The sequence below is a fragment of the Streptomyces sp. NBC_00683 genome (assembly GCF_036226745.1).
Classification (GTDB): Bacteria; Actinomycetota; Actinomycetes; order Streptomycetales; family Streptomycetaceae; genus Streptomyces.
Window position 1 is genome coordinate 5,661,307 of record NZ_CP109013.1, and the last position, 22,027, is coordinate 5,683,333.

The 22,027-nt window shown below is 71.2% G+C and carries 15 protein-coding genes; 1 reads left to right on the forward strand and 14 read right to left on the reverse strand.

The window, feature by feature from the left end:
- Window positions 1-34 precede the first annotated feature (34 nt).
- The 13 genes from OG257_RS25255 to OG257_RS25315 form a co-directional block, all read right to left on the reverse strand.
- Window positions 35-1,396: a vWA domain-containing protein gene (locus OG257_RS25255; protein WP_329211007.1), complete on the reverse strand. Its 1,362-nt coding sequence runs from the start codon at window positions 1,394-1,396 to the stop codon at window positions 35-37.
- A gap of 166 nt (window positions 1,397-1,562) precedes the next feature.
- The gene (locus OG257_RS25260) at window positions 1,563-2,963 is read right to left on the reverse strand and encodes a PP2C family serine/threonine-protein phosphatase (protein ID WP_329211009.1); all 1,401 of its coding nucleotides are present in this window, start codon (window positions 2,961-2,963) and stop codon (window positions 1,563-1,565) included.
- A gap of 2 nt (window positions 2,964-2,965) precedes the next feature.
- A complete protein-coding gene (locus OG257_RS25265) occupies window positions 2,966-5,860 on the reverse strand; it encodes a tetratricopeptide repeat protein (RefSeq protein ID WP_443054481.1) in 2,895 nt (964 codons plus the stop codon).
- Window positions 5,857-7,200, reverse strand: coding sequence for a hypothetical protein (locus OG257_RS25270; protein WP_329211011.1), 1,344 nt, complete (start codon window positions 7,198-7,200; stop codon window positions 5,857-5,859). The genes OG257_RS25265 and OG257_RS25270 overlap by 4 nt, the downstream gene beginning before the upstream one ends.
- 42 nt (window positions 7,201-7,242) lie before the next feature.
- Entirely contained in the window at window positions 7,243-8,283 is a 1,041-nt protein-coding gene (locus OG257_RS25275; protein WP_329211013.1) for a glutamate ABC transporter substrate-binding protein, read from the reverse strand.
- Window positions 8,284-8,294: 11 nt separating this feature from the next.
- The gene (locus OG257_RS25280) at window positions 8,295-9,683 is read right to left on the reverse strand and encodes a hypothetical protein (RefSeq protein WP_329211015.1); all 1,389 of its coding nucleotides are present in this window, start codon (window positions 9,681-9,683) and stop codon (window positions 8,295-8,297) included.
- Between the two features lie 323 nt (window positions 9,684-10,006).
- A complete protein-coding gene (locus OG257_RS25285) occupies window positions 10,007-10,981 on the reverse strand; it encodes an N-acetylglucosamine kinase (RefSeq protein ID WP_329211017.1) in 975 nt (324 codons plus the stop codon).
- On the reverse strand, window positions 10,972-12,237 hold the full coding sequence (locus tag OG257_RS25290) for a 6-phospho-beta-glucosidase (protein WP_329211019.1): 1,266 nt from the start codon (window positions 12,235-12,237) through the stop codon (window positions 10,972-10,974). The genes OG257_RS25285 and OG257_RS25290 overlap by 10 nt, the downstream gene beginning before the upstream one ends.
- A 3-nt stretch (window positions 12,238-12,240) precedes the next feature.
- The gene (locus OG257_RS25295) at window positions 12,241-13,140 is read right to left on the reverse strand and encodes a carbohydrate ABC transporter permease (protein ID WP_329211021.1); all 900 of its coding nucleotides are present in this window, start codon (window positions 13,138-13,140) and stop codon (window positions 12,241-12,243) included.
- A gap of 3 nt (window positions 13,141-13,143) precedes the next feature.
- A complete protein-coding gene (locus tag OG257_RS25300) occupies window positions 13,144-14,085 on the reverse strand; it encodes a carbohydrate ABC transporter permease (protein ID WP_329211023.1) in 942 nt (313 codons plus the stop codon).
- 6 nt (window positions 14,086-14,091) lie between these two features.
- Window positions 14,092-15,426, reverse strand: a complete 1,335-nt coding sequence (locus tag OG257_RS25305; RefSeq protein WP_329211025.1) for an ABC transporter substrate-binding protein — start codon at window positions 15,424-15,426, stop codon at window positions 14,092-14,094.
- A 53-nt stretch (window positions 15,427-15,479) separates the two neighbouring features.
- Window positions 15,480-16,694: an ROK family transcriptional regulator gene (locus tag OG257_RS25310; RefSeq protein ID WP_329211027.1), complete on the reverse strand. Its 1,215-nt coding sequence runs from the start codon at window positions 16,692-16,694 to the stop codon at window positions 15,480-15,482.
- Window positions 16,695-16,881: 187 nt separating this feature from the next.
- Window positions 16,882-17,946, reverse strand: coding sequence for a mechanosensitive ion channel family protein (locus OG257_RS25315; protein ID WP_329211029.1), 1,065 nt, complete (start codon window positions 17,944-17,946; stop codon window positions 16,882-16,884).
- Between the two features lie 317 nt (window positions 17,947-18,263).
- On the opposite strand from OG257_RS25315, the gene OG257_RS25320 reads away from it, so the two are divergent.
- The gene (locus OG257_RS25320; protein ID WP_329211031.1) at window positions 18,264-18,800 is read left to right on the forward strand and encodes an HNH endonuclease; all 537 of its coding nucleotides are present in this window, start codon (window positions 18,264-18,266) and stop codon (window positions 18,798-18,800) included.
- Between the two features lie 71 nt (window positions 18,801-18,871).
- Here OG257_RS25320 and OG257_RS25325 read toward each other — a convergent pair whose 3' ends face one another.
- The gene (locus OG257_RS25325) at window positions 18,872-21,868 is read right to left on the reverse strand and encodes a beta-N-acetylglucosaminidase domain-containing protein (protein ID WP_329211032.1); all 2,997 of its coding nucleotides are present in this window, start codon (window positions 21,866-21,868) and stop codon (window positions 18,872-18,874) included.
- Between the last annotated feature and the right edge of the window lie 159 nt (window positions 21,869-22,027).

Below are 22,027 nucleotides of genomic sequence, written 5' to 3' on the forward strand. Positions count from 1 at the left end.
CTTCCGCACGGCTGTCTCGCTGTCGTACGTGCTGTTATTTCTTGACGCGAACGGTCTTGGTGGAGCGAGTTTCGAGTGTCATCTCGTCCGCTTCCGCCACCCTCGCTTTCAGTCGCACAGTACCGGTCGCTGCATCGACAACGTCGACCACCTTCGAAAGCAGTTTCGCAGTATCCGCGTTCCCGGAGGCCGATGCGAGCTGCACCGCACGGCCGAGTTTCGCCGTCGCGCCGTCGAAGTCTCCCGATTTACGCGCATCCAGCCCCTGTTGGATGACTTGCGCCAGTTCTGCCTGACCTGTGTAGTGGGCAACCTGCGGGTTGATGGACGTGGACGCGGCCATGTCGTCCGTCCAGACCGCCCGTACGAGTCCCTGGGACAGGGTCTGCGGGGCCTCGCCGGCCGAGGGGGCGGGAAGGATCAGCGAGACCCGGGCCGCAAGCATCTCCTGACCGATGCCGGCCTCGGGAACCCGTACACACACGTGATAGTCCCGGGACTCGTCGCCCCAGGAGCCCGTCGGATAGTCCCCGGCGCGGGGTCCCGCCACGGTGCGCCGGTCGGTCAGTTCGGCGACCGTGGGCGCCACCTGCTTGACGAACACGATCTCGACCCCGACGGGCGTCCAGAGCCGCAGCGCCACGTCCGCGACCTCCTTGCCCATCGCGTTCTCCATCATCTGCGTGAAGTCCGCGGCGAGGCCCGCCGGATCGGCGACGATGTCCGCCGTGCCGAGCAGCGCGGAGGCGATGGCTGTGACCTCTTTCACTTCCCAGTCGGTGCCCACGCCACGCGCGTCACAGGTGAAGCGGCCCGCACACGCGTCCAGAGCGGCCCGCAGATCCTCGGGCGACTCGTGCTCGTTACGGCCGTCGGTGAGCAGGATGCCGTGCCTGATATCCACATCGGCCGCGCCCAGCAGCCGGTCGGCCAGCCGCAGCCACGTACCGATCGCCGTACCGCCGCCCGAGCTCAGCCGCCGCAGGGCGTCCTTCGCCTGGGCCTTCGTCTGCGTGTCGGCGGTCGCGAGCCGTCCGTTGCCCGGGTACACATCCTTGGCCACATGGGTTCCGGCCACCACCGCGAACTGCGTGCCGTCACGCAGGGTGTCGATGGCCGCCGCCGTCGCGTCGCGGGCGTTGCGCATCTTGGTCGGCGGGTACTCCATCGAGCCGGAACAGTCGACCATGAGCACCGCCGCGGCGTTCGGCGCCTGTCCCGGTGCGTGTGCGGCCGTCGCTGACGCGCCGGTCAGCGGCACACGGCCGGTGGTGCCACCGCCCGTCGAGGTCACGGTGACGATCGCGTTGACCTCACGCCCGCCCTCGGGCAGATATTCGTTCTGGTAGACCTCGACGGAGAACTGCGGCACGTTCGACTTGGAGAAGTTGGCCATCTGATCGGCTCCTTGAGGCTCCACGTATGTCAGATGAAGACAGATATGCGGACAGAGTTCAGGACAGGAGGGGCAAGAGGAAGTGGAAGGGTGAGGAGAGGGCGGAAGGCGGCTGGCAGTACGGAGTGACAGGTGGACCGGCGGGGACCGGCGGACCGAACGCGGCTCAGGCGGTGCTGTAGGCCGATCCTGCCCCTTGCGTCGGCACGGCGAACGGGAGCAGGGCCACTGTTACGTTGTCGTGGCCCCCGCCGTCGAGCGCATGGCCGACCAGCACCTGGGCGCCGTGCAGCGGCCGTTCGTACGCCTCGGGCGGCACGGCCGTCGCCATCTCCACCGCCGACTCGGCGTAGTTCCACAGTCCGTCGGTACACACCACCACCAGACCGGGCCGGTCCGGTTTGAAGGAAGCGGTGTGCGGCTCCAGTTCGTACGCGTCGGCGCCGAGCCAGCCCGTGATGGCGTGGGCGCGCTCGTCGGCGTACGCCTCCGCCTCGTTCATCAGGCCCGTCGCCACCATCTGCGCGGCCCAGGAGTCGTCCTCCGTGAGCCGGGCGGGCGGATTCGTGCGGTCCTCGGGCACCCAGTAGACACGGCTGTCACCGACCCACCCGACGACCAGCAGACCGCCCGCCATGATCGCGCCGACCAGCGTGCACGCCGGGGCGTTCTGATGGCGGTGCGGATCGTGCTCCATCGCTTGACCGGGTTCCTGCGCAAGGGAGTTGACCGCCTCGGCGGCGGCGAGAATCGCCTCGTGCATCGCCTGCTGCGGATGCGTGCCCCGCGGCAGCGACTCCAGCAGCGTCTCGTTGGCGGCGCTCGCGGCCGCGGCCGAGGCCTCGTCCGGGCGGCTCGCCGACGAGACCCCGTCGCACACGATCGCCACGACGGCCGGTGACCCGTCAGGGAGCGCGGTGGAGGACACCGCGAACGCGTCCTCGTTGCGGTGGTGGCGCAGGCCGCGGTCGCTGACGGCGGCCACGGAACCGAGCTCCTGCTCCATGTGGTCGCGCTCGCGGGGCTGGGCGTGCCCGCAGTTCTCGCAGTAGCCGTCGGTGTCCACGTGGCCGGAGCGGCACGCCACACAGACCTTCGCACCGGCCGGGACACCGGCACCGGAGTGCTCCGCGGTACGGGGGTCGGGTGCCGTCGCCCCCGGAGCGGCCAGCTCGAAGTCGCCCGAGGCGGCCGGGCGGTCCGCGTCGGGGCGGGCCGTGTCCGGATGCTCCGCGGCAGGGGCGTCCGGTTCGTCGAAGCGGACGGCCGAAGGGGCAGTGGTGGGCAGGGGCTTCCCGCCCGAGTCCAGGCCCGGAAGATCGGCAGGACGGTGCGTGGGCGCGGGCAGGTCCGAGCTGTCGGCCTCGGAAGCGGGCGGCCATTCCACCGGACCGGCGCCCGCGCTCTGCGCGGGGACGGTGATGGCGACCGTCGGACGGTCGCCCGGCGGGGCGGGTACGGCCGAGAGGTCGTACCCGCACGCTCCGCAGAACAGGTCGCCCGACTCCAGCGGTTCCTCACAGCTGGGGCACCCCGGCAAGGAGGCCTGCTGGTGGATCTGTGACATCTTCACACCCAGGTCCGGGGGCGGAAACGGTTGGCCCGCTCCACCAGTTCGATCCTCTCGTCGCCCCGCTGCGCGAGCCGGGCGAGCATCCGGTACGAGCGTTCGAGACCGAACCTGAGGCCTCGCTCGTCCAGCTCACTGTCCAGCAGCGTCCTCGGTCCCGCGGTCGCGGGGGAGGCCGTGGCCGGTGACTGAGCTGTGGGACTACCGGAGAGTACCCAGTCAAGTGCCGTCCCCAGCACCTCGGTCGACAACTGCTCGCGCCGGACCGCGTCCAGCCCGTAGCCCTTGAGGGCCGTCACCTGGTCCGCCGCGGCGAGGAGATCGTCGATCAGGGGATCCTGCGGGACCCTCTCGCGCAGCCGGGCCCGCACCGCGGCCACCCGCGCCGCCGTGTAGTGGATCGACGACTCCGGTACGGACTCCAGGGTCCGCACCGCCCCGACCCGGTCACCCGCGGCGATCTGTACCCGGGCAAGACCGAACGCGGCGCTGACGAAGCTCGGATCGGTCGCCCACACCAGGCGGTAGTACTCCGCGGCGTTGTCCAGCTGGCCCAGCACCTCCGCGCAGATCCCCAGGGCCAGCTTCGGCGCGGGCTCACCGGGGAACGCGTCGTAGACCGCGTCGAAGGACAAGGCCGCGATCTCGTTGTCGCCGGTCACCAGCGAGGTGACACCGCGGTACCAGACCACCCGCCAGTCGTCCGGATGCTCGGCCTCCAGCGCTCCCAGTGCCCGGGCGCCGGCGTCGAGTTCGCTCATCTCCAGGCGTGCGCGCAGCTCGCGCAGCCGCGTCTCCAGCGAGGCGGCGGGCACGGTCCCCAGAGCGGAGATCAGTTCGGCGGGTGCCGACGCCATCAGCCCGGCGAGGAAACCGGCGTTGGGATCGTTCGCGTCGACCCGGGGGACCGGCAGGGCGAGCGAGGTGGCCCGCGCGTCGAAGACCCCCAGCCGGGGCCCGCCCCGGCCGGTGTACGCCCCCGGGAGCGTGGCGGGATCCGGGACCGCCGCGCGCGGAGCCGGAACGGCCGCCTGCGGTGGGGCGTACGCGAGCGGGCTTCCCCCGCCGCCCGGCGTGCCGCCCCCGCCGGCCCGGACATGGGTGTCGGGCGCGTACACCGCACCGGCGCCCGGAGCGCTGTACGGGTAGGCGGCCGGTGGGGGCACAGCCCCTGCGGGCCGGGTGCCGACCGGCAGCGCGCCGGCCACAGCGGTCGCCACCGCACCCTGTGCGGGGGCCACGGCCGAACCGTTCCGCCGCCGCGCGAAGCGCCCGCCGCCGGCCGGAGCCGACCGGACGCCCAGCCGCGACACCTCGTCCGTCAGCTCCGCGAACAACGCCGTGTCCGTGACCCGCAGTTCCGTACCGAAGAGCGTCGAGAGCGACGGGCGCGGGCGCCCCGTCTGCAGGGCCACCACCTCCCGGAGCACGCCCGTCAGTTGCTCGGCCATCTCCGTGGCCGAGGCGAACCGCCGCGCCGGATCCGGGTCCGTGGCCCGCACGAGCAGCCGGTAGAACGACTCGTACCGCCGGAAGACCTCGATGTTGTCCGGGTCGGGCAGCGAGTCCACGAAGACGTTCGTGTACCCCTGGAAGTCGAAGGTGAGCACCGCCAGCGTCCGCGCGACCGTGTACAGGTCGGAGGCGACGGACGGGCCGACCTCGGCCACCTCCGGCGCCTGGTAGCCGACCGTGCCGTAGATGGCCGACTCGTCGTCGTCCATCCTCCGCACCGCGCCCATGTCGATCAGCTTGAGCTGGTCCTCGGTCTGGATCGCGTTGTCGACCTTGAAGTCGCAGTACAGGAGGTTGCGGCTGTGCAGATGGCCCAGCGCCTCCAGCGCCTCGATGCCGTAGGCGCACGCCTGCTCGACCGGCAGCGGATCCCGCTTCCCGGCCGGTGTGCGGCGGTCGTTGGCGATCTCCTTGAGCGCCTTGCCGCCGACGTACTCCATCACGATGTAGCCGTCGAGCGAACCGGTCCGCTGGTCCAGGTGCTCCACGAAGTTGTAGATGCGGACGATGTTGGAGTGCTCGATCTCCGCGAGGAAGCGCCGCTCGGAGATGGCCGCGGCCATCGCGTCCTGGTCGCCCGTGTCCAACAGGCCCTTCAGCACCACCCAGCGGTCGGATACGGCACGGTCCACGGCGAGGTACACCCAGCCCAGCCCGCCGTGCGCCAGGCAGCCCGCGACCTCGTACTGCCCGTGGACGACGTCGCCGCTCTGCAGCTTCGGCACGAAGGAGTAGGGGTGGCCGCACTTGGTGCAGAATCCCTCGGTCCGGCCCGGCCGTTCCCCGCGGGCCCGGCCCACCGGCGCTCCGCAGTCGGAACGGGAGCAGAACCGCTTCCGCTCCGGGACCTCGGGGTTCTCCATGACCGCGGTCCGCGGATCGGGCCGCGGCACATCCGGTACGAGTACCAGACCGGCACCCAGCCTGCCCCGGCCCGAGACGCCCGTCGACGTGCCCGAGGAGCGCACCGACACCGAACGGGACGCCGAGGCGCCCGACAACGAGCGGGAGAGCCGCCCGGACACCGAGCGCCGCGAGGTCGACGAGCGGGACGAGGACCGCGAGGACGCGCGCGAACTCGACCGCTGAGAGCTGCTGCTGCTCCCCTTGCCGCCGCCCGCGATACCCGTGGGCGGCGAGCTCAGCATGCCCGTCGAGGAAACGACCGGCGCGAGGCCGCAGGTGTCGCAGTACAGCTCACCGCCGCCCATGTCCTCGTAGCTGCCCTCGCACGCGGGGCGCTGGCACCGCGGACTCCCGGGGTCCTGCGCCGGAGGCGACTCCACCGGCGCGAGGCCGCAGGTGTCGCAGTACAGCTCACCGCCGCCCATGTCCTCGTAACTGCCCTCGCACGCGGGGCGCCGGCACTGTGTACTCACGATGTCTCCCCCTGTTCGCCCCGGCCCTGTCCGTCCCGGCGTTGCGGCGTCAGCAGATCCGCCGCCGCCTGCTGATAGCGCAGCACCGTCTGTTCGGCGACGCGCAGATCGCACGGCGCGCTCCACAGGACCCGGCGCGCCGCGTCGTACCGCTCGATCAGCACCGGGTCCTCCGCCATGCCGTGCCGGGCCACCTTCGCCTTGTACGCGTCGAGCCTGCCCCGCAGTTCCGCACGGACCGCGAGCGGCGCCGTGACGGACGTCAGGGACTCCCGTGCGCGCAGCAGTTCGTCCTCGGCCTCCCGCTCCAGCGAGTCGAGCAGCGGCGAGAGGCGGTTCCACTGGGCGTGCCTGCGGTACTCCGACGCCGCGGCCAGCCGCTCCTGCAACGCGGTCGACGGGCCGCTGACCGCGGGTACCTCCGAGGCGGCGATCTTCGCCAGTACCTCGCCGCGCGCCGAACGTGCCTCGGCGAGCGTACGGTCGGCCCGCGACAGCACGTCGCGGAGCTGGACCAGGCGCTGCTCCGCGTCCTGCCGGACCGCGAGCACCGCCTCGATCTCCCGCCGTACGTCCTCCAGGGCGCGGGCCGCCCGGTCGTAGCGCGTGGTGTCGGGACGCCCGCCGCCGGGCGCCGCGCTGCCGGGACCCGGCAGCCAGAACGCCAGCGGATCGGAGATCACCTGCACCCGCAGGGTGGTCAGCTCCTCGGTGATCGACTCCAGGTCGTCACCCGCCGGATGCTCCCCGGGCCGCACACCGACGGAGTGCGCCAGCGAGCGGGTGCGGCGCAGCTCCGCGGCGAGCAGGTCTATCCGGGCGGGCAGTGCCGACCAGACGGAGTCCGAGGCGACGACCATGTCCAGCGAGCGTGCGTACAGGTCGTTCATCCGGGCGACGAGCTCCTCCAGCGTGAACCGCTCGGAGAGCCTGGCAGGGCCGGTCAGCCCCGGCTCGGGGCTCACCGCGGCCGTGTTCGCCACGGTCACACCGTCGCCGCGCAGCAGCTCGGTGAGGGCCACCAGGTCGTCCTTGCTGGGGTAGCGGCGCCTGGCCCGGACCTCGCGGGCCGCGGAGAGCGCCCCCGCATAGGCGTCGAAGTACCCCCACAACAGGGTGATCGACTGCTCGGCGGAGGCCCAGCGGTCCTTGGTGACACCGGTCAGATCGGCGCCCTCCAGGAGCCGGCGGCCGGCATGGTCCTGCAGGGCGAGGAGCGAGGTCTCGATCGCCTCGTGCTCCGCACCGAGCCGGGCCAGCGCACGGTCCGCCTCGTCCCGGTCCATGACCGGGCCGGGGGGCCTCCCCGCGAAGCTGGGGAAGGATCCCGCGACGCCCATCGATCACCTCTCCGCTCTCGCGCCGGGCATGGCCCGGCAGGTTCAGTTGGTCCGGTACTTGGGCGCCGGCGGCGCCGTGATCCCGGGAAGTCCCGTAGCCAGCCACGTGCGGTACGACCGCATCCAGGGGCTGTCGGCACCGCCCTGGCGATAGTCGTCCAGCACCTTGTTGACCCGGGCCACGAGATCGTCGGCCCCGAGCTTCGCCGCGACGCCGTAGTACTCGGTGGTGAACGGCTTGTCGCCCTTGAGCTCCACCGCCGGGTCCTGAGCGGCCTGGCCGGCCGCCAGCGCGTTGTCCGTGACGACCGCGTCCACCTCGCCGAGCTGCAGCCGCACCAGGCAGTCCAGCTGGTTGGGGACGGTCAGCTGGTCCAGGTCCTGCTCGCTGCCGTCGTGCTCGTCCTTGAAGGTCGCACCGTAGGACTCCTTCTCCAGCGCTTCGTACGCCGTGGAGCCCTCGGCGGTGCAGACCCGCTTGCCGGCGAGCGACGTGTCGTACCCCGTGATCGTCGACTCCTTGGGGGCCAGGACCTGCTGGCCCGCCTGGAAGTAGGCGGTGGAGAACGAGACCTGCTCCAGGCGCTTGCAGTTGATCGTCATCGTCCGCACGACGACGTCCACCCTGTCGTTCTCCAGGGCGGCGATGCGCTGGTTGGTGGGGATCGCACGGAAGATCACCGCCTCGGGGTCGCCGAGGATGTCCTTCGCGATCGCCCGCACCAGATCGATGTCGAAGCCTTCGAGTGTGCCGGTCTCCGTCTCCGGATTGCGGTAACCCCACTGGAAGCTGTTCTGGTCGACACCGGCGATCAGTTTCCCGCGCTCCTGGATCTTCTTGATGGTCGGGCCGTCCGCGCTCGACGGCGCCAGGCTCGCCTCCGGATCCGTGCACGAGTCGGCCTTGGCGGCCACCGCGGACGTCGCGCCCTGCCCCGTACTCTGCCCGTCCGAAGAGCCCCCGCCGTGCGTCAGCGGCAGCAGGGTGAGCGATGCCGTCAGGGCACAGGCCACCGCCATGCCCGTCACACCTCCCCAGCCACGCAGCCTGCCGCGGGCGGCCCAGACCTCGGCCCTGGTCATCGCTGCCCCTCTCACCGGTACTCCGAGAGCCTGCGGTTGACCCCGGCGATCGCCGCTACCGCACCCAGTACGGCGAGGACGGCTGCCCCGATCGGCATCCCGCCCAGCGCTCCGCGCCCGTCCTTCGCCGCCGCGGTGAACTCGCCCTGTTCATGGGCGAGCGCCTGCTGCAGCGCCCGGTCCACCAGTTCGAAGCACTCTCCCGTGGAGCCCTTCGAACCGATGATCTGCTGCAAGGCGCTGTTGTAGTCGCCCTGGTCGTCCGTCGCGCGGGCCTTCTTGTGGCGGCCCTGCCACTCGTTCACACTGCTGATGGCCTTCGCCACCGGATCGCTCCCCCGGGAGTCGTCGGCGAGCTTCTCGGCGCTCTTGAGCTGCGATCCGAGGGACTTCATGCCCGTGCTGTAGTCGGTCTCGTACTTGTCCTTCTGACCATCGGCGGTCAGGACCGCGCCACGGGCGACCAGTGTGAGGTTCTCATTGGCGCGCGCCTTCAGCGAGTTGATCCGCGCGTTGTTGAGGACGTCGAGCGACTCCTGCCCGTGGGCCATCGCCTCACGCAGTTCGGCCCGCGCCACCGTGTGCCCCACGGCCAGCCACAGCAGCACCACCGTGGCCGCCGCGGTCGCAGCGAGCAGCCCGCGGTTGAGGACGCGGTTGGTCCTGCGGTAGTTGCGCCGCTGCATCCACACCAGTGCGGTCAGTGCCACGATCCCGGCACCCAGGGAGAAGAACGGCCACTGCCGGGCGTCGGTCGAGTCGGTGCCGAGCCGGCCGGTCTCCGCCGCGTACAACCGCTCGGCCGCCGGGAGGAGTTCGTTCGTCATCTTCTGGTTCGCGTACCGGAGATAGGCGCCGCCGAGGGGCAGCCCCTGCCGGTTGTTGGCGCGGGCACGCTCGATCAGACCCGTGTACTCGGGAAGCAGCTTGTTGAGCGTCGTGATCTCGTTCCACGACGATGACGACGCGTCGGTGCTCGCCGCGGCCTTCACCAGGAGCCTGGCGGCTTCCCTGATGTCCTTCTCGTACTGCTCGTGAACGGCCTTGGGCTCCTGCGCACCTGCCAGGAAGCCGCTCGCCGCCATCGTGTCCGCGTCGGCGAGCGAACGGTAGATGCTCGCCGCGTCCGCGCTGAGCGGCTGACTGCGGGTCACCACGTCGTCGGCGGCCGAGGCCCGCCCGGAGATCTCCAGGGCCGTGACCGCCCCGAACGCCACGACCAGCAGCGCCAGTACGGCACCGATGATCTGCAGCCTGCCCGGCTCGGTCATCGCCGCGGCCCGAAGCCGCTCGGCGGCCACCGCCCCGGCGCCACGACGCTGCGCGGGTACGGTCGTCGCCGCGGCCTCGCGATCCGGCGCACGCTCCCGCTGCGAGTCCCCGTTCGGCGGGTATGTCACTTGACCTCCCCCTCGGTCACTGACGGTGGCCCCGACCCCCGGCCGATCGGAGGACTGGTACCCGGCCAGAAGTATGGCCGCAGGGAGCGGCATCCACCAGGAATGACTGGATCCCGCATCGATCCCCGAAGTCGATCAGGTGCATTCGATCAGGACGAACGCGGCCGATCAAGACAAGTCCCGGTGCAATTCCCGATGCATCCCCCGAAGCGGATCGATCTCCCCATCATGAACACGTTCGGGACATCTGATCGGTTCCCGTGCTGATGGGGCGTCTCGCGGCGCCGGAGCCGCGGGACGCCCCATCAGGTGCGACCGATGTGTCAGTTGTAGTGCGTACGCAGCCTGCTGTGCACCTCCGGCGCCGCCCCCGTGCGGTCCAGACCCAGCAGGCCGGCCCCCAGCACAGGAGGTTGCGAGACCACCCGGACCACCGCCTTCGGGGCGCGTTCGGCCAGGAGCCCGGCGATCCGCTCGTCCAGCCGTGTGTGCCGCGCGGCGAGGACACTGCCGCCCAGGACCACCGGCACCTCCTCGTCCAGCAGTTCCAGCCGGCCCAGCGCGACCGACGCCAGGGCGACGACCTCATCGGCCAGCCGGTCCACCAGGGCGCTCGCCACCGGATCCCCGGCCGTACTCGTCGCGAACAGCACCGGAGTCAGCTCGTGCCGGCGCTCGTACGGGATCCGCCCCCGGTGCAGTGCCTCGATCAGCTCGTACACCGAGCCGAGCCCGAAGTGCCCCGGCAGCGTACGGACCAGCTCCGTCGGCCCACCACGGCCGTCCTCGGCCCGCGCCGCGAACCACATGGCCTCCTCGGCGAGCCCCGAACCGCCGCCCCAGTCACCGGATATCCGGCCGATGGCGGGGAAGCGGGCGGTACGCCCGTCCGGCACCATGCCCACGCAGTTGATCCCGGCGCCGCAGACGACTGCCACACCGCGCGGCTCGTCGACCCCGGCCCGCAGGATCGCGAAGGTGTCGTTGCGGACCTCCACCGTGCGGCCCCACCCACGCTCCAACAGAGCCTGGGTGAGTTCCTCCTCCTCCACCGGGAGGTCGGCGTTGGCCAGGCACGCCGACACGTGCCCGATGCTCCCGACGGGCTCGACGGCCGCCGCGAGCGCCTGGCCGAGTACCGAGGCCAGCACATCCACCGCGGCCTCCACACCGACCGTCGGCGGCTGGAAGCCGCCTCCGCGGGCCGTGGACAGGACCGAGCCGTCCTCGCCGATCAGTGCCACATCGGTCTTGCTGTTCCCCGCATCGATGGCGACGACCGAAGCGTTCACGCCCACGCGAGGTGCTCCCGGTTGTGCGCGACCAGCCGGTCGGTGAGCGCCTCGGCGTACTCGTACTGGCCGATGAGCGGGTGCGAGAGCAGGGCCTTGAAGACGCGGTCCCGGCCGCCCCGGAGCGCCGCTTCCAGGGCGAGGTCCTCGTACGCCGTCACGTTCGCGATCAGTCCCGCGTAGAGCGGGTCGAGCGCCGGCACCGCGAGCGGCGTGGCACCCGTGCGGTCCACCCGGGCCTGGACCTCGATCACGGCGTCGTCCGGCAGGAACGGGAGCGTCCCGTTGTTGTAGGTGTTGACCACCTGTACCGCGGAGCCGCCCCCGCCGAGCAGGGCGGCGGCCAGGTCCACGGCCGCCTCCGAGTAGAAGGCGCCGCCGCGCTTGCCGAGCAGCGCCGGTTTCTCGTCCAGCGCCGGATCGCCGTACATGGCCAGGAGTTCCTTCTCCATCGCGGCGACCTCGGCCGCCCGCGAGGGCTTCGTACCGAGCTCCCGTACGACCTCGTCGTGCGCGTAGAAGTACCGCAGGTAGTACGAGGGGACGACGCCGAGCCGGTCGATGATCTGGCGCGGCATGTGCAGATCGTCGGCGATCGTGTCGCCGTGCTCGGCGAGCAGCTTCGGCAGGACGTTCTCGCCGTCCGGACCGCCGAGCCGCACCCCGAGCTCCCACGACAGGTGGTTGAGCCCGACATGGTCCAGGTGCACCTCGGCCGGGGTGACGTCGAGCAGCCGCGCGAACTTCCGCTGGAAGCCGATCGCCACGTTGCACAGGCCGACGGCCTTGTGCCCGGCCTGCAGGAGCGCCCTGGTCACGATGCCGACGGGGTTGGTGAAGTCGATGATCCAGGCGTCGGGATTGGTGCGCCGGACCCGCTCGGCGATGTCGAGGACGACCGGCACCGTACGAAGGGCCTTGGCGAGGCCGCCGGCCCCGGTGGTCTCCTGACCGACGCAGCCGCACTCCAGCGGCCACGTCTCGTCCTGGCCGCGGGCGGCCTGCCCGCCGACGCGCAGCTGGAGCAGGACCGCGTCGGCGCCGTCCACCCCGGCGTCCAGGTCGGACGTGGTGGTGATCTTCCCTGCGTGGGCCTGCTTGGCGAAGATCCGTCGGGCGAGACCGCCGACGAGCTCCAGCCGGTCGGCCGCCGGGTCGATGAGCACCAGCTCCTCGACCGGCAGGGTGTCCCGCAACCGTGCGAATCCGTCGATCAGTTCAGGTGTGTAGGTGGACCCGCCACCCACTACTGCGAGCTTCATCAATCAGCCCTTTACTCCGGTCAGTGTGACGCCCTCGACAAATGCCTTCTGGGCGAAGAAGAAGACGGCGATCACGGGGGCCATGACCAGAACGGTCGCGGCCATGGTCAGGTTCCAGTCGGTGTGGTGTGCGCCCTTGAAGGATTCCAGGCCGTAACTGAGCGTCCAGGCGGCCGGGTTCTCGGAGGCGTAGATCTGCGGGCCGAAGTAGTCGTTCCAGGCGGCGAAGAACTGGAACAGGGCGATCGCCGCGATGCCGGGCTTCGCCATCGGCAGGACGACCCTGATCAGGGTACGGAATTCACCGCACCCGTCGACCTTCGCCGCGTCCAGGTACTCGTCCGGGATGGTGAGGAGGAACTGCCGCAGCAGGAAGATGCTGAACGCGTCGCCGAAGGCCATCGGAATGATCAGCGGCCAGAGCGTGCCGGACAGGTCCAGCTCCTTCGCCCAGAACAGGTACATCGGGATGATGACGACCTGCGGTGGCAGCATCATCATCGAGATGACGAGCATCAGCGAGAGCTTGCGGCCCCGGAAGCGGAACTTGGCCAGCGCGTACGCGACGGGCACCGACGACAGGACGGTCAGGACGGTGCCGACCCCCGCGTACAGCAGGGTGTTGCGCCACCAGGTGAGGAAGCCGGGGGTGTCGAGGACCCGCCGGTAGTTGTCCCACTCCCAGGTGTCGGGGGTGAGGTCGCGGGTCAGCGCCTGCTGGTCGCTCATCAGTGACGTCAGGACGACGAACACGAACGGGAGCACGAAGAACAGCGCGGCCGCGATGCCCAGCGAGTGGACGGCGATCCAGTGCAGCAGTGCCTTGCGGCGGGCTGTGCGCAGGGCCGGCGTGGAGGTGTCCGTGGCCGGCACCGGGCGGGGCTTGTCGAGGAGTTGGGTCATGGCTCAGTCACCGGCCTGGATCAGGTTGTTGCGGCCCCGCATCAGCAGCGCGGTGAAGGCCATGGCCAGGGCGAACAGGACGAGGGCGACGACACAGGCGGAGCCGTAGTCGAAGCGCTGGAAGCCGAGGTTGTAGACGAGCTGGGGAAGCGTCAGGGTCGACTTGTCCGGGTAGCCCGGTTCGAACTGCTGCCCGGAGCCGCCGATCACGCCCGAGGCGACCTTCCCCGCCACCAGCGGCTGGGTGTAGTACTGCATCGCCTGGATCACCCCGGTCACCACGGCGAACAGCACGATCGGCGAGATGTTCGGCAGCGTGACGAAGCGGAACCTCTGCCATCCGGACGCGCCGTCCAGCTCGGCCGCCTCGTACTGCTCCTTCGGTACGTCGAGCAGAGCGGCCATGAAGATCACCATCAGGTCGCCGATGCCCCACACCGCGAGCATGGTGAGCGCCGGCTTCGAGAAGGAGGCGTCGTTGAACCAGCCCGGTGTCGGCAGCCCCAGGTCGCCGAGGATCGAATTGACGGGCCCCGTACCCGGGTTGAGCAGGAAGACGAACGCCAGTGTCGCGGCGACCGGCGGTGCCAGGTAGGGCAGGTAGAAGAAGGTGCGGAAGAGCCCCGTCCCCGTCCTGATCTTCGTGATCAGCATGCCGATGCCGAGGCCGAACACCACCCGGCAGGTGACCATGACGAGCACCAGCCAGAGCGTGTTGCGCAGGGACGGCCAGAACATCGGGTAGTCGCTGAAGACGTACGTCCAGTTCGCCGCCCCGTTGAAGGACGGCACCCCGAAGCCGTCGTACTTCATGAAGGAGAAGTACACGGTCGAGACCATCGGGTACGCGAAGAAGACGGTGAACCCGATCAGCCACGGCGACATGAAGGCTGCCGTCCGCAGCGCCGACCGGCGGTGCTTGGAGCGGAGTGTGTGCGTGGTCATCGGGATCTACTTGGCCTTGGCGATGTCGGTGTCGATCTGCGCGGCGGTCTTCTCCAGACCGGCCTTCAGGTCCTTCACCGCGCCCTTCTCGTACTGGAAGCCGAAGTCCTGGAGGGTCTGCTGGTACGCCGACCCGTTGACCGCACCGTCGGGCGTGTTGGACTTCGGGTGCTGGGCGATCTCCAGGAAGGTCTTGAACCGCGGGTCGAACTTCAGGTCGGGGGACTTCAGCGCCGCGAAGGTGGAGGGCACGTTGCGGATGCCGTTCGCGAAGTCGACCACGGCCTGCGTGTCGCTCGTCATGAACTTCACGAGCTCCCACGCCGCGTTCTGCTTCTTGCTGGCCGGGGCGATCCCCATGATCGTGCCGGAAAGGAAGCCCTTGCCGTAGCTGTCGGCCTCGTCGTCGGCCACCGGCATCGGCGCCACACCGATCTCGAACGGCACCTTGGCGTCGGTGGCCATCCCCAGCCGCCATTCGCCGTCCAGCTGCATCGCGACCTGACCGGTGTGGAACGGGTGCTTGGCGCCCCACTCGTCGCCGAAGGTGCCGCGGAACTTCTCCAGCTTCGCGTATCCGCCGAGGTCCTCGACCAGCTTCTTCTGGTACGTGAACATCTTGGCGAAGGCCGGGTCCTTGGCGATGTTCGACTTGCCGTCGGCGTCGAAGTACGTGTGGTCCCACGAGGACAGGTAGTGATCGGCGACCGTCTCGTAGCCGTGGTAGGTCGGCATGAAGCCGAGCTGCTCGTAGCTGTCGCCCTTGGAGACCGTCAGCTTCTTCGCGACCGCTGCCAGCTCGGACATCGTCTTCGGCGGCGCCGTGACGCCGGCCTTCTCGAAGGCGTCCTTGTTGTAGTAGAGGCCGTAGGCGTCCGCGAGCAGCGGCAGGGCGCAGCGCTTGCCCTCGAACTGGGTGTAGTCGAGCAGGACCTCGGGGAAGGTCTTCTCCAGGTCCAGCTTCGACTTCTCTATGAAGGGCTTCAGGTCGGCGAAGGCGCCGGACGAGCAGAACTTGCCGACGTTGGAGGTCGTGAAGGACGACACGACGTCGGGGCCGTTCGAACTGCCGGTGCGCAGCGACTGGTTGAGCTTGTCGTCATTGATGTTGCCGACGACGTTGACCTTGATGTTCGGGTGGGTCTTCTCGAAGCGGTCGACGTTGTCCTGGACAGCCTTCACTTCGGCGGGCGCGCTCCAGCCGTGCCAGAAATTGATCGTGGTCTTCGCGTTCGGGTCGTCGTTCGCACCGGACTCGGCCTGGCCCGTACAGGCGGTGGCGAGGACCGAGATCGCGGCGACGGCGACAGCGGCGGTGGTGGTCAGTCGGCTTCTGCGCATGGCAAAGCTCCCAGGGACAGGGGGAAGAGGAGGAGGCAGGAGTGGGAAAGGGTTCAGCGGGAGGTGTCGAACACTTCGTCGCGGGTGTCCGCGAGGGCCCGTTCCAGGGCACCTCGCAGGACCGGGTGCCGGCTGATCCCGCCGAGTACGAGACGGGGCCGGGATGCCGCGAGCTCGGCGAGCTCGGACTGGATCAGGGACCGCAGCAGCTCGCCGCCCGAGGCGACGAGCTCGCCGGAGAGCACGATCAGGCCGGGGTCGAGAACGGCGGTGACGGACGCGAGACCGGTGGCGAGCCGCTGGGCGTACTGGCGGAGCAGCTCGGTCAGTGCGGGGTCCTGTTCGTACGCGGCGGCGGCCCGGGCCAGCAGCCCGGCCGCGACCTCCGCGTACGGCTGGTGCGGGGTGTCGATGCCGAGCGAGGTTGCGAGCCGGGGGACCGCCTGCGCGCCGGCCAGCTCCTGGAAGCCTCCGGCGTTGGCCTTCACGACCTGGCGCACGAGAGGGGTGCCCGGCACCGGCAGGAACCCGACCTCGCCCGCGCCGCCGGTGAAACCGCGGTGCAGCCGGCCGTTGATGACGAGGGCGGCACCGAGGCCCTCCTCGTTCCACAGCAGGACGAAGTCCTCGTGGCCCCGGGCCGCTCCGAGCCGCTGCTCGGCCACGGCGACCAGGTTCACGTCGTTCTCGTACTCCACCGGCATCGGCAGGGAGGCGGCCAGCTCGTCCAGCAGCGTGGGGGAGTGCCAGCCGGGCAGGTGCGAGGCGTAGCGCAGCCGTCCCGTGCCGGGATCGAAGGCGCCCGGGGTGCCGATGACGACACGGTGCACATCGGCGCGGGCGAGCCCGGCCTCCTTGACCGCGCCGTCCAGGGCGTCCGTGACCTGTCGCACCACGCTGTCGGCGCGCCGTCCGGGGGTGCGGAGCTCGTACTCACCGACTGTCCGGCCGGTCACGTCGGCGACCGCCGCGACGATCCGCCGGGCGGTCACATCGAGCCCCGCCACGTGCGCGGCCCGCGCGTTCACCGCGTACAGCTGGGCGCTGGGGCCCGGCCGTCCCTCGCTCGTACCGGTGGCCACGACGAGCCCGGCAGCCTCCAGCCGGGCGAGGAGCTGGGAGGCGGTGGGCTTGGACAGGCCCGTCAACTTCCCGATCCTCGTACGGGAGAGGGGGCCGTGCTCCAGGAGCAGGTCCAGGGCGGCGCGGTCGTTCATGGCGCGAAGGACGCGCGGTGTGCCCGGCGTGCCCGGTGTGGTTCCCGCCATGACGGATGCACCTGCCCTCTGTTAGGAAAGTTTCCTATTCGGTGGGAGGAACGTATGGCGCACGTCACCGGCACGTCAATGGTGTCCACCCCTGCGGCAATCAAAGCGTTACCTGAGGCCGGGCGGACGACGAAGGGGCGCCGCGCGGAGTCCGCGCGGCGCCCCTTCGCCCGTGTCCGGGCCGGTGCTACTTGGTCAGGTTCGGCGGCGCTATCGGCGTGGCCGCCAGCGACTGCGGCGATGTCGTCGACGCGTACGCCGACGGGGCGGCGACGCCCGCCGTCGGGTCCGGGGCCGACTCGCCGTCCGCCTGGAGGGGGACGGCGCCGACCATGCGGATGCCGGCCGAGTCGAGCGCCTGCTTGATCCGCCAGCGCAGCTCGCGCTCCACGCCCAGCGCCTTGCCCGGCATCGTCTTCGCGGTGACCCTCACGGTCATCGAGTCGAGCAGGACGGCGTCCAGGCCGAGGATCTCCACCGGGCCCCACAGGCGCTCCGACCAGGGGTCCTCCTTGGCCATGACCTCGGCCGCCTCGGTGATCGACGCGCGGACCCGGTCCAGGTCCTCCGTCGGGCGCACCGTGACGTCGACACCGGCCGTCGACCAGCCCTGGCTGAGGTTGCCGATCCGCTTGACCTCGCCGTTCCGGACGTACCAGATCTCGCCGTTGTCGCCGCGCAGCTTGGTGACGCGCAGACCCACCTCGATGACCTCGCCGGAGGCGACACCCGCGTCGATCTGGTCGCCGACCCCGTACTGGTCCTCAAGGATCATGAAGACACCGGACAGGAAGTCGGTGACCAGGTTGCGGGCGCCGAAGCCGAGCGCCACACCGGCGACGCCCGCGGAGGCCAGCAAGGGCGCCAGATTGATCTGGAACGCGCCCAGGATCATCAGGGCGGCCGTGCCGAGGATCAGGAACGACGTGACCGAACGGAGTACGGAACCGATGGCTTCCGAGCGCTGACGGCGTCGTTCCGCGTTGACCAGCAGACCGCCGAGAGCCGTGCCCTCCACCGCTTGGGCGCTGCGGTTCATCCGGTCGATGAGATTGGTCAGGGCACGCCGGATCACGTACCGCAGTACGAGCGCGATCGCCGCGATGAGCACGATGCGCAGACCGGTGTTGACCCAGGTGGACCAGTTCTCCTCGACCCAGCCGGCGGCGTTCCCGGCCCGCTCGGCGGCTTCGTCCAGAGAGCCGCCGGGCGCTGGGGACGGGGCTGCGGCCAGGAGGGCGGACAGGGACACGACGGGGACCTCCAGGTGGGGCGACAGCAGACCAACCACAGTAACGAAGCCGGAGGAGTGGTTCGTTGCCGCTGCGAGGGGAGAGACACGTCTCACCCGGGGATACAGAGGGTGTGGCCGATCGCACAGGGCGATCGGCTGCCGTGGTGAAGCGCCTGTTCCGCTGTCTTCCGGCGGTGCGTCCGGCCGGTGGTGAGAAAAATCCCTCCGGCCCGTTACCCGGACGTGGTGGCGCTTCGACCAGGCATGAGGAGAGACTGAGATCGGATCGTCCCGGCGCGAGCCACGCGCCGCCGGCGTACAAGGAGGCATCCACCGTGCCGCATGTCCTGGTTCTCAACGCGTCGTACGAGCCCCTCGGCGTCGTACCGCTCCGCCGCGCGCTCGTCCTCGTCCTCGAGAACAAGGCCATCTGCCTCGAGGAGTCCGGCGCCTTCATGCACAGTGCCACCCGTGCCGTGCCGGCGCCCAGCGTCGTCCGCCTCAAGCGGTTCGTGCGGGTTCCCTACCGGGGGCCCGTTCCACTGACCCGCCGGGCGCTCTTCGCCAGGGACGGAGGGCGCTGCATGTACTGCGGTGCCGCCGCGACCAGCGTCGACCACGTCATTCCGCGCAGCCGCGGGGGCCAGCACGCCTGGGACAACGTGGTGGCGGCCTGCCGCCGCTGCAATCACGTCAAGGCCGACCGCCACCTGCCCGAGCTCGGCTGGCGGCTGCGCCACGCGCCCGCCCCGCCCAGCGGCCTGGCCTGGCGGATCATCGGGACCGGACACCGCGATCCGCGCTGGCTGCCCTACTTGCAACCGTTCGGCGCGGACGACGTGATGGCCCGGATCGATGGCGTTTCCGCCTGAGAACCCGGGCCTCTGTCGTCCCGGGGCTGGTCGCGGGGCAGGTCGCGGGGCGGGCCCGGAGGCCCGCCGCGCTACTCGGCCACGGCGTAGGCCTCCACCGACCACAGCGAGTAGCCGTACTGCGTGGCCCGGGCGTCGCCCTGCACCCTGATGAAGCGGGTGTCCTTCGCGTCCATCCGGACCGATTCGCGCCCGCCGCCGCCCTCCCGCACGGTCGCCGCCGTACGCCAGGTGCGGCCGTCCGCGGAGACCTGGACGCGATAGCGGGAGGCGTACGCGTCCTGCCAGTGCAGCACCACCTGGCCCAGCCTGACGGGCCGGGGCAACTCGGCCTGCCACCAGGCGCCGTCCTCCACGGGCGAGGACCAGCGCGTCCCGGGATCGCCGTCCGAGGCCGCCGATGCCGGGAAGTCCGGGGTCTCGTCGCCGGACGAGGAAGCCGTGGCCGTACGCGCCAGATCGGGGCCCGCGGTGCGCGGGTAGGCCCGCACGGTCAGCGTGCTCTCCTCGCCGCCGAAGCTCAGCGGCACCTCGTACTCGCCGGCCGGGGTGTCCGCGGGGACGGTGATGTCCACCGGGACATCCGTACGGGAACCGCGCGGCACCGTCGTCTGCTTCGGCACCGTCACCTTGATGCCCTTGGGCGCCTTCGCGGTCAGGGACCCCTTCACCTCGGCGGGGCGCCCGCCGGCCAGTCGCGCCTCGACACGCTGCGGAGCGCCGCCGATCACCGCGTCCGTCTCGCCGCGTACGAGATCGAGCCGGGCAGCCGGCTCGTCGCCGAACCACGGCACGAGCGCACGCACGGCCGCGGGGCCGAGGCCCGCACCCGCCACGACGGAGGGCGCGCCCGTGACACCCGGGGGCAGGGGCCCGGTGAGGACGGGGCGGGCTGCCGGGACGGTGACCCGGAGCGCGTCCGCCCGCAGGCCCGTCGCCGGTGTGTGCGTCCATCCGGCCGTCGACAGCGGGCCTAGGCCGCGCCAGCCCTCGCCCGGCACATGGGCCTCCAGGACCGCGCCCGCGGCCCCGCTGCCCGGCGCGGTCAGCGTGGTGACGGCCTGGACCGGGCGGGCACGGTCCAGGCGGACCGTGTAGGTGTTCGTGTCCCGGCTCACCGTGCCGGCATCGCGGTCGGTGCCGTTCCAGCCGTCGGCCTCCTTGCGGACCCGGTCCAGGAACGGGCCGAGCACGCCCTTGCCGATCGTCGCGCCGCTCGCCCCGATCTCCTTGCGCAGCGGCTCCAGCGCCAGCTGGGCCTTCCAGGCGGCCGCTCCGTCGCCGCGCGCCTGCGCCTGCAGGAGGTCGACGGCGAGTTCACCCGCACGGCCGTACCTGGCCAGCTGCTCGGTCCACGGGCGCACCTCGTCGTCCAGCCGCCCGTCCGCCGGGGTCCTCAGCTGCTGCGGGGCCCGGCGCATCACGGAGAACGCCGCCCGCAGCTCACGCGCCGCGTCGTCACGGGCCGTCGCGTCCGTCGTCGCACGGGATGCCCAGAACGCGGCGAACAGCGGTTGCAGATAGGCGGACTCGTCGCCCCCGAGCACCGATGCGGCGCTGTTGCCGGCCAGCGCGCGCAGCGCCGCCCGGGTGTCGGCGTCGGCGCCCGCCAGGTCGTCCATCGCCGCCTGCCAGGACTCCTGCGGCCGGTACCCCTTCGGGTTCCAGGCGAAGTCCGCGGCTGTGAAGAGCGGAATGCGGGAGGCCGACGACTGCTCCATCGCGTTGGCCAGCAGCGCCGCGGAGCCGCCGGCCACGGCCGGGTCCCGGCCGGTGTACGGACCGAGGAAGATCCGGTCCTGTGCGTAGTCGTTGACCGGGTAGTTGTCCATGGTGACCAGCGGATGGCGGAAGGCGGCCCGCGCGCCGGCCAGCTCACGCCCGGTGATGGTCTTCGGTACGACGCCGACCCCGGTCCAGGCCACCTGTACCCGGTCGTCCAAGTCGGCGGCGAGCGCGGTGCGGTAGTCGGTGGCGCCGTCCTGGTAGAACTCCGTCGGCATCACCGACAGCGGCTCCGCGCCCGGGTGGCGCTCGGCCAGATGCCGGGCGACCGCGCTCGCGACCCTCGCCTGGGCCTTGGCCGCCGCCCGCGGGCCGCTGCCGAACGTCTCCGCGTCCCGGTCGCAGTGCCACTCGCTGTAGCTCACGTCCTGGAACTGCAGCTGGAAGACCCGGACGCCCAGCGCCCACATCGCGTCGATCTTCCGTGTCAGCGCCTTGACGTCCGCGTCGGACGCCATGCACATCGCCTGTCCGGGGGAGACGGCCCAGCCGAGCGTCACATGCTCGGCTCGCGCCTTCTCGGCCAGCGCCCGGAAGTCCGCCCGGAGCCCGGCGGGATACGGGTCGCGCCAGCGGGCCTGCCGGTAGGGGTCGTCGCCGGCCGCGTAGAGATAGCGGTTCTGCTTCGTGCGTCCCATGAAGCCGAGCTGGGCGAGCCGCTCCTCGCGGGTCCACGGCTGCCCGTAGAACCCCTCGGCCATTCCGCGCACGGCGGTGCCCGGCCAGTCGCGGACCACGGCCGGGGCGACGGTGCCGTCGGTGATGAGCTGGCGCAGGGTCTGGACGCCGTGGAAGAGGCCGTCCTCGCCGATGCCGTCGAGAGCGACGGTGGAACGGCCCCGCACCTCGCCCACGGCGAGCCGGTAGCCGCCGGACGGAAGGTCGGCGCGCTCAGGTGCGCGAAGGTCCCGCAGTGCCTGACCGGCGCCCGTACCGCCCAGCCTGATCACCGGGCCGCGGCCCGGCAGGGCGTCGTGCACGGTCCGCACGCCGGCGTCGCCCAGGACCTTCCTGAGCTCGGCCACGGCATAGCGGTCCGCGTCCGCGTCGGCGAGGAGGGTGACCTCCGTGCCGAGGGACACGGCCCGGCCGGAGGCCTTGATCGCCTGGGGCCGTGGCCAGACGGAGGGCAGCTGTGTTCCGTCGGCGCGGTCGGGCGTGGTCGCGGCGGGTGTGCCGGGGACGACGGGGGCCGCGACCGCTGCCGGTGCGGCCGAGCCGAGCAGTCCGCCGATCACGGCGACGGCGACGGCCGTCGCACGCCTTCTGCGCCCGAACTGCACGCCGTTCTCCCTTCGTCCCGCCCGTGGGCTCCGAGCCCACCACCCGGGCGCGAGGGTGTCAATGCGCGTGGCCGTTGTGACGCATATGCCGGATGTGTCGCATGATGCGGTCGGCGCGCATCACCGAGAGGGGCGTCGAGTGGCCGAAAACAGCCCATA

Bases quoted from the DNA above. Each gene is read 5' to 3' on its own strand.
- OG257_RS25290 (WP_329211019.1), bottom strand. From the start codon at position 12,237: ATGAAGCTCGCAGTAGTGGGTGGCGGGTCCACCTACACACCTGAACTG.
- OG257_RS25255 (WP_329211007.1), bottom strand. From the start codon at position 1,396: ATGGCCAACTTCTCCAAGTCGAACGTGCCGCAGTTCTCCGTCGAGGTC.
- OG257_RS25275 (WP_329211013.1), bottom strand. From the start codon at position 8,283: ATGACCAGGGCCGAGGTCTGGGCCGCCCGCGGCAGGCTGCGTGGCTGG.
- OG257_RS25260 (WP_329211009.1), bottom strand. From the start codon at position 2,963: ATGTCACAGATCCACCAGCAGGCCTCCTTGCCGGGGTGCCCCAGCTGT.
- OG257_RS25295 (WP_329211021.1), bottom strand. From the start codon at position 13,140: ATGACCCAACTCCTCGACAAGCCCCGCCCGGTGCCGGCCACGGACACC.
- OG257_RS25300 (WP_329211023.1), bottom strand. From the start codon at position 14,085: ATGACCACGCACACACTCCGCTCCAAGCACCGCCGGTCGGCGCTGCGG.
- OG257_RS25270 (WP_329211011.1), bottom strand. From the start codon at position 7,200: ATGGGCGTCGCGGGATCCTTCCCCAGCTTCGCGGGGAGGCCCCCCGGC.
- OG257_RS25310 (WP_329211027.1), bottom strand. From the start codon at position 16,694: ATGGCGGGAACCACACCGGGCACGCCGGGCACACCGCGCGTCCTTCGC.
- OG257_RS25305 (WP_329211025.1), bottom strand. From the start codon at position 15,426: ATGCGCAGAAGCCGACTGACCACCACCGCCGCTGTCGCCGTCGCCGCG.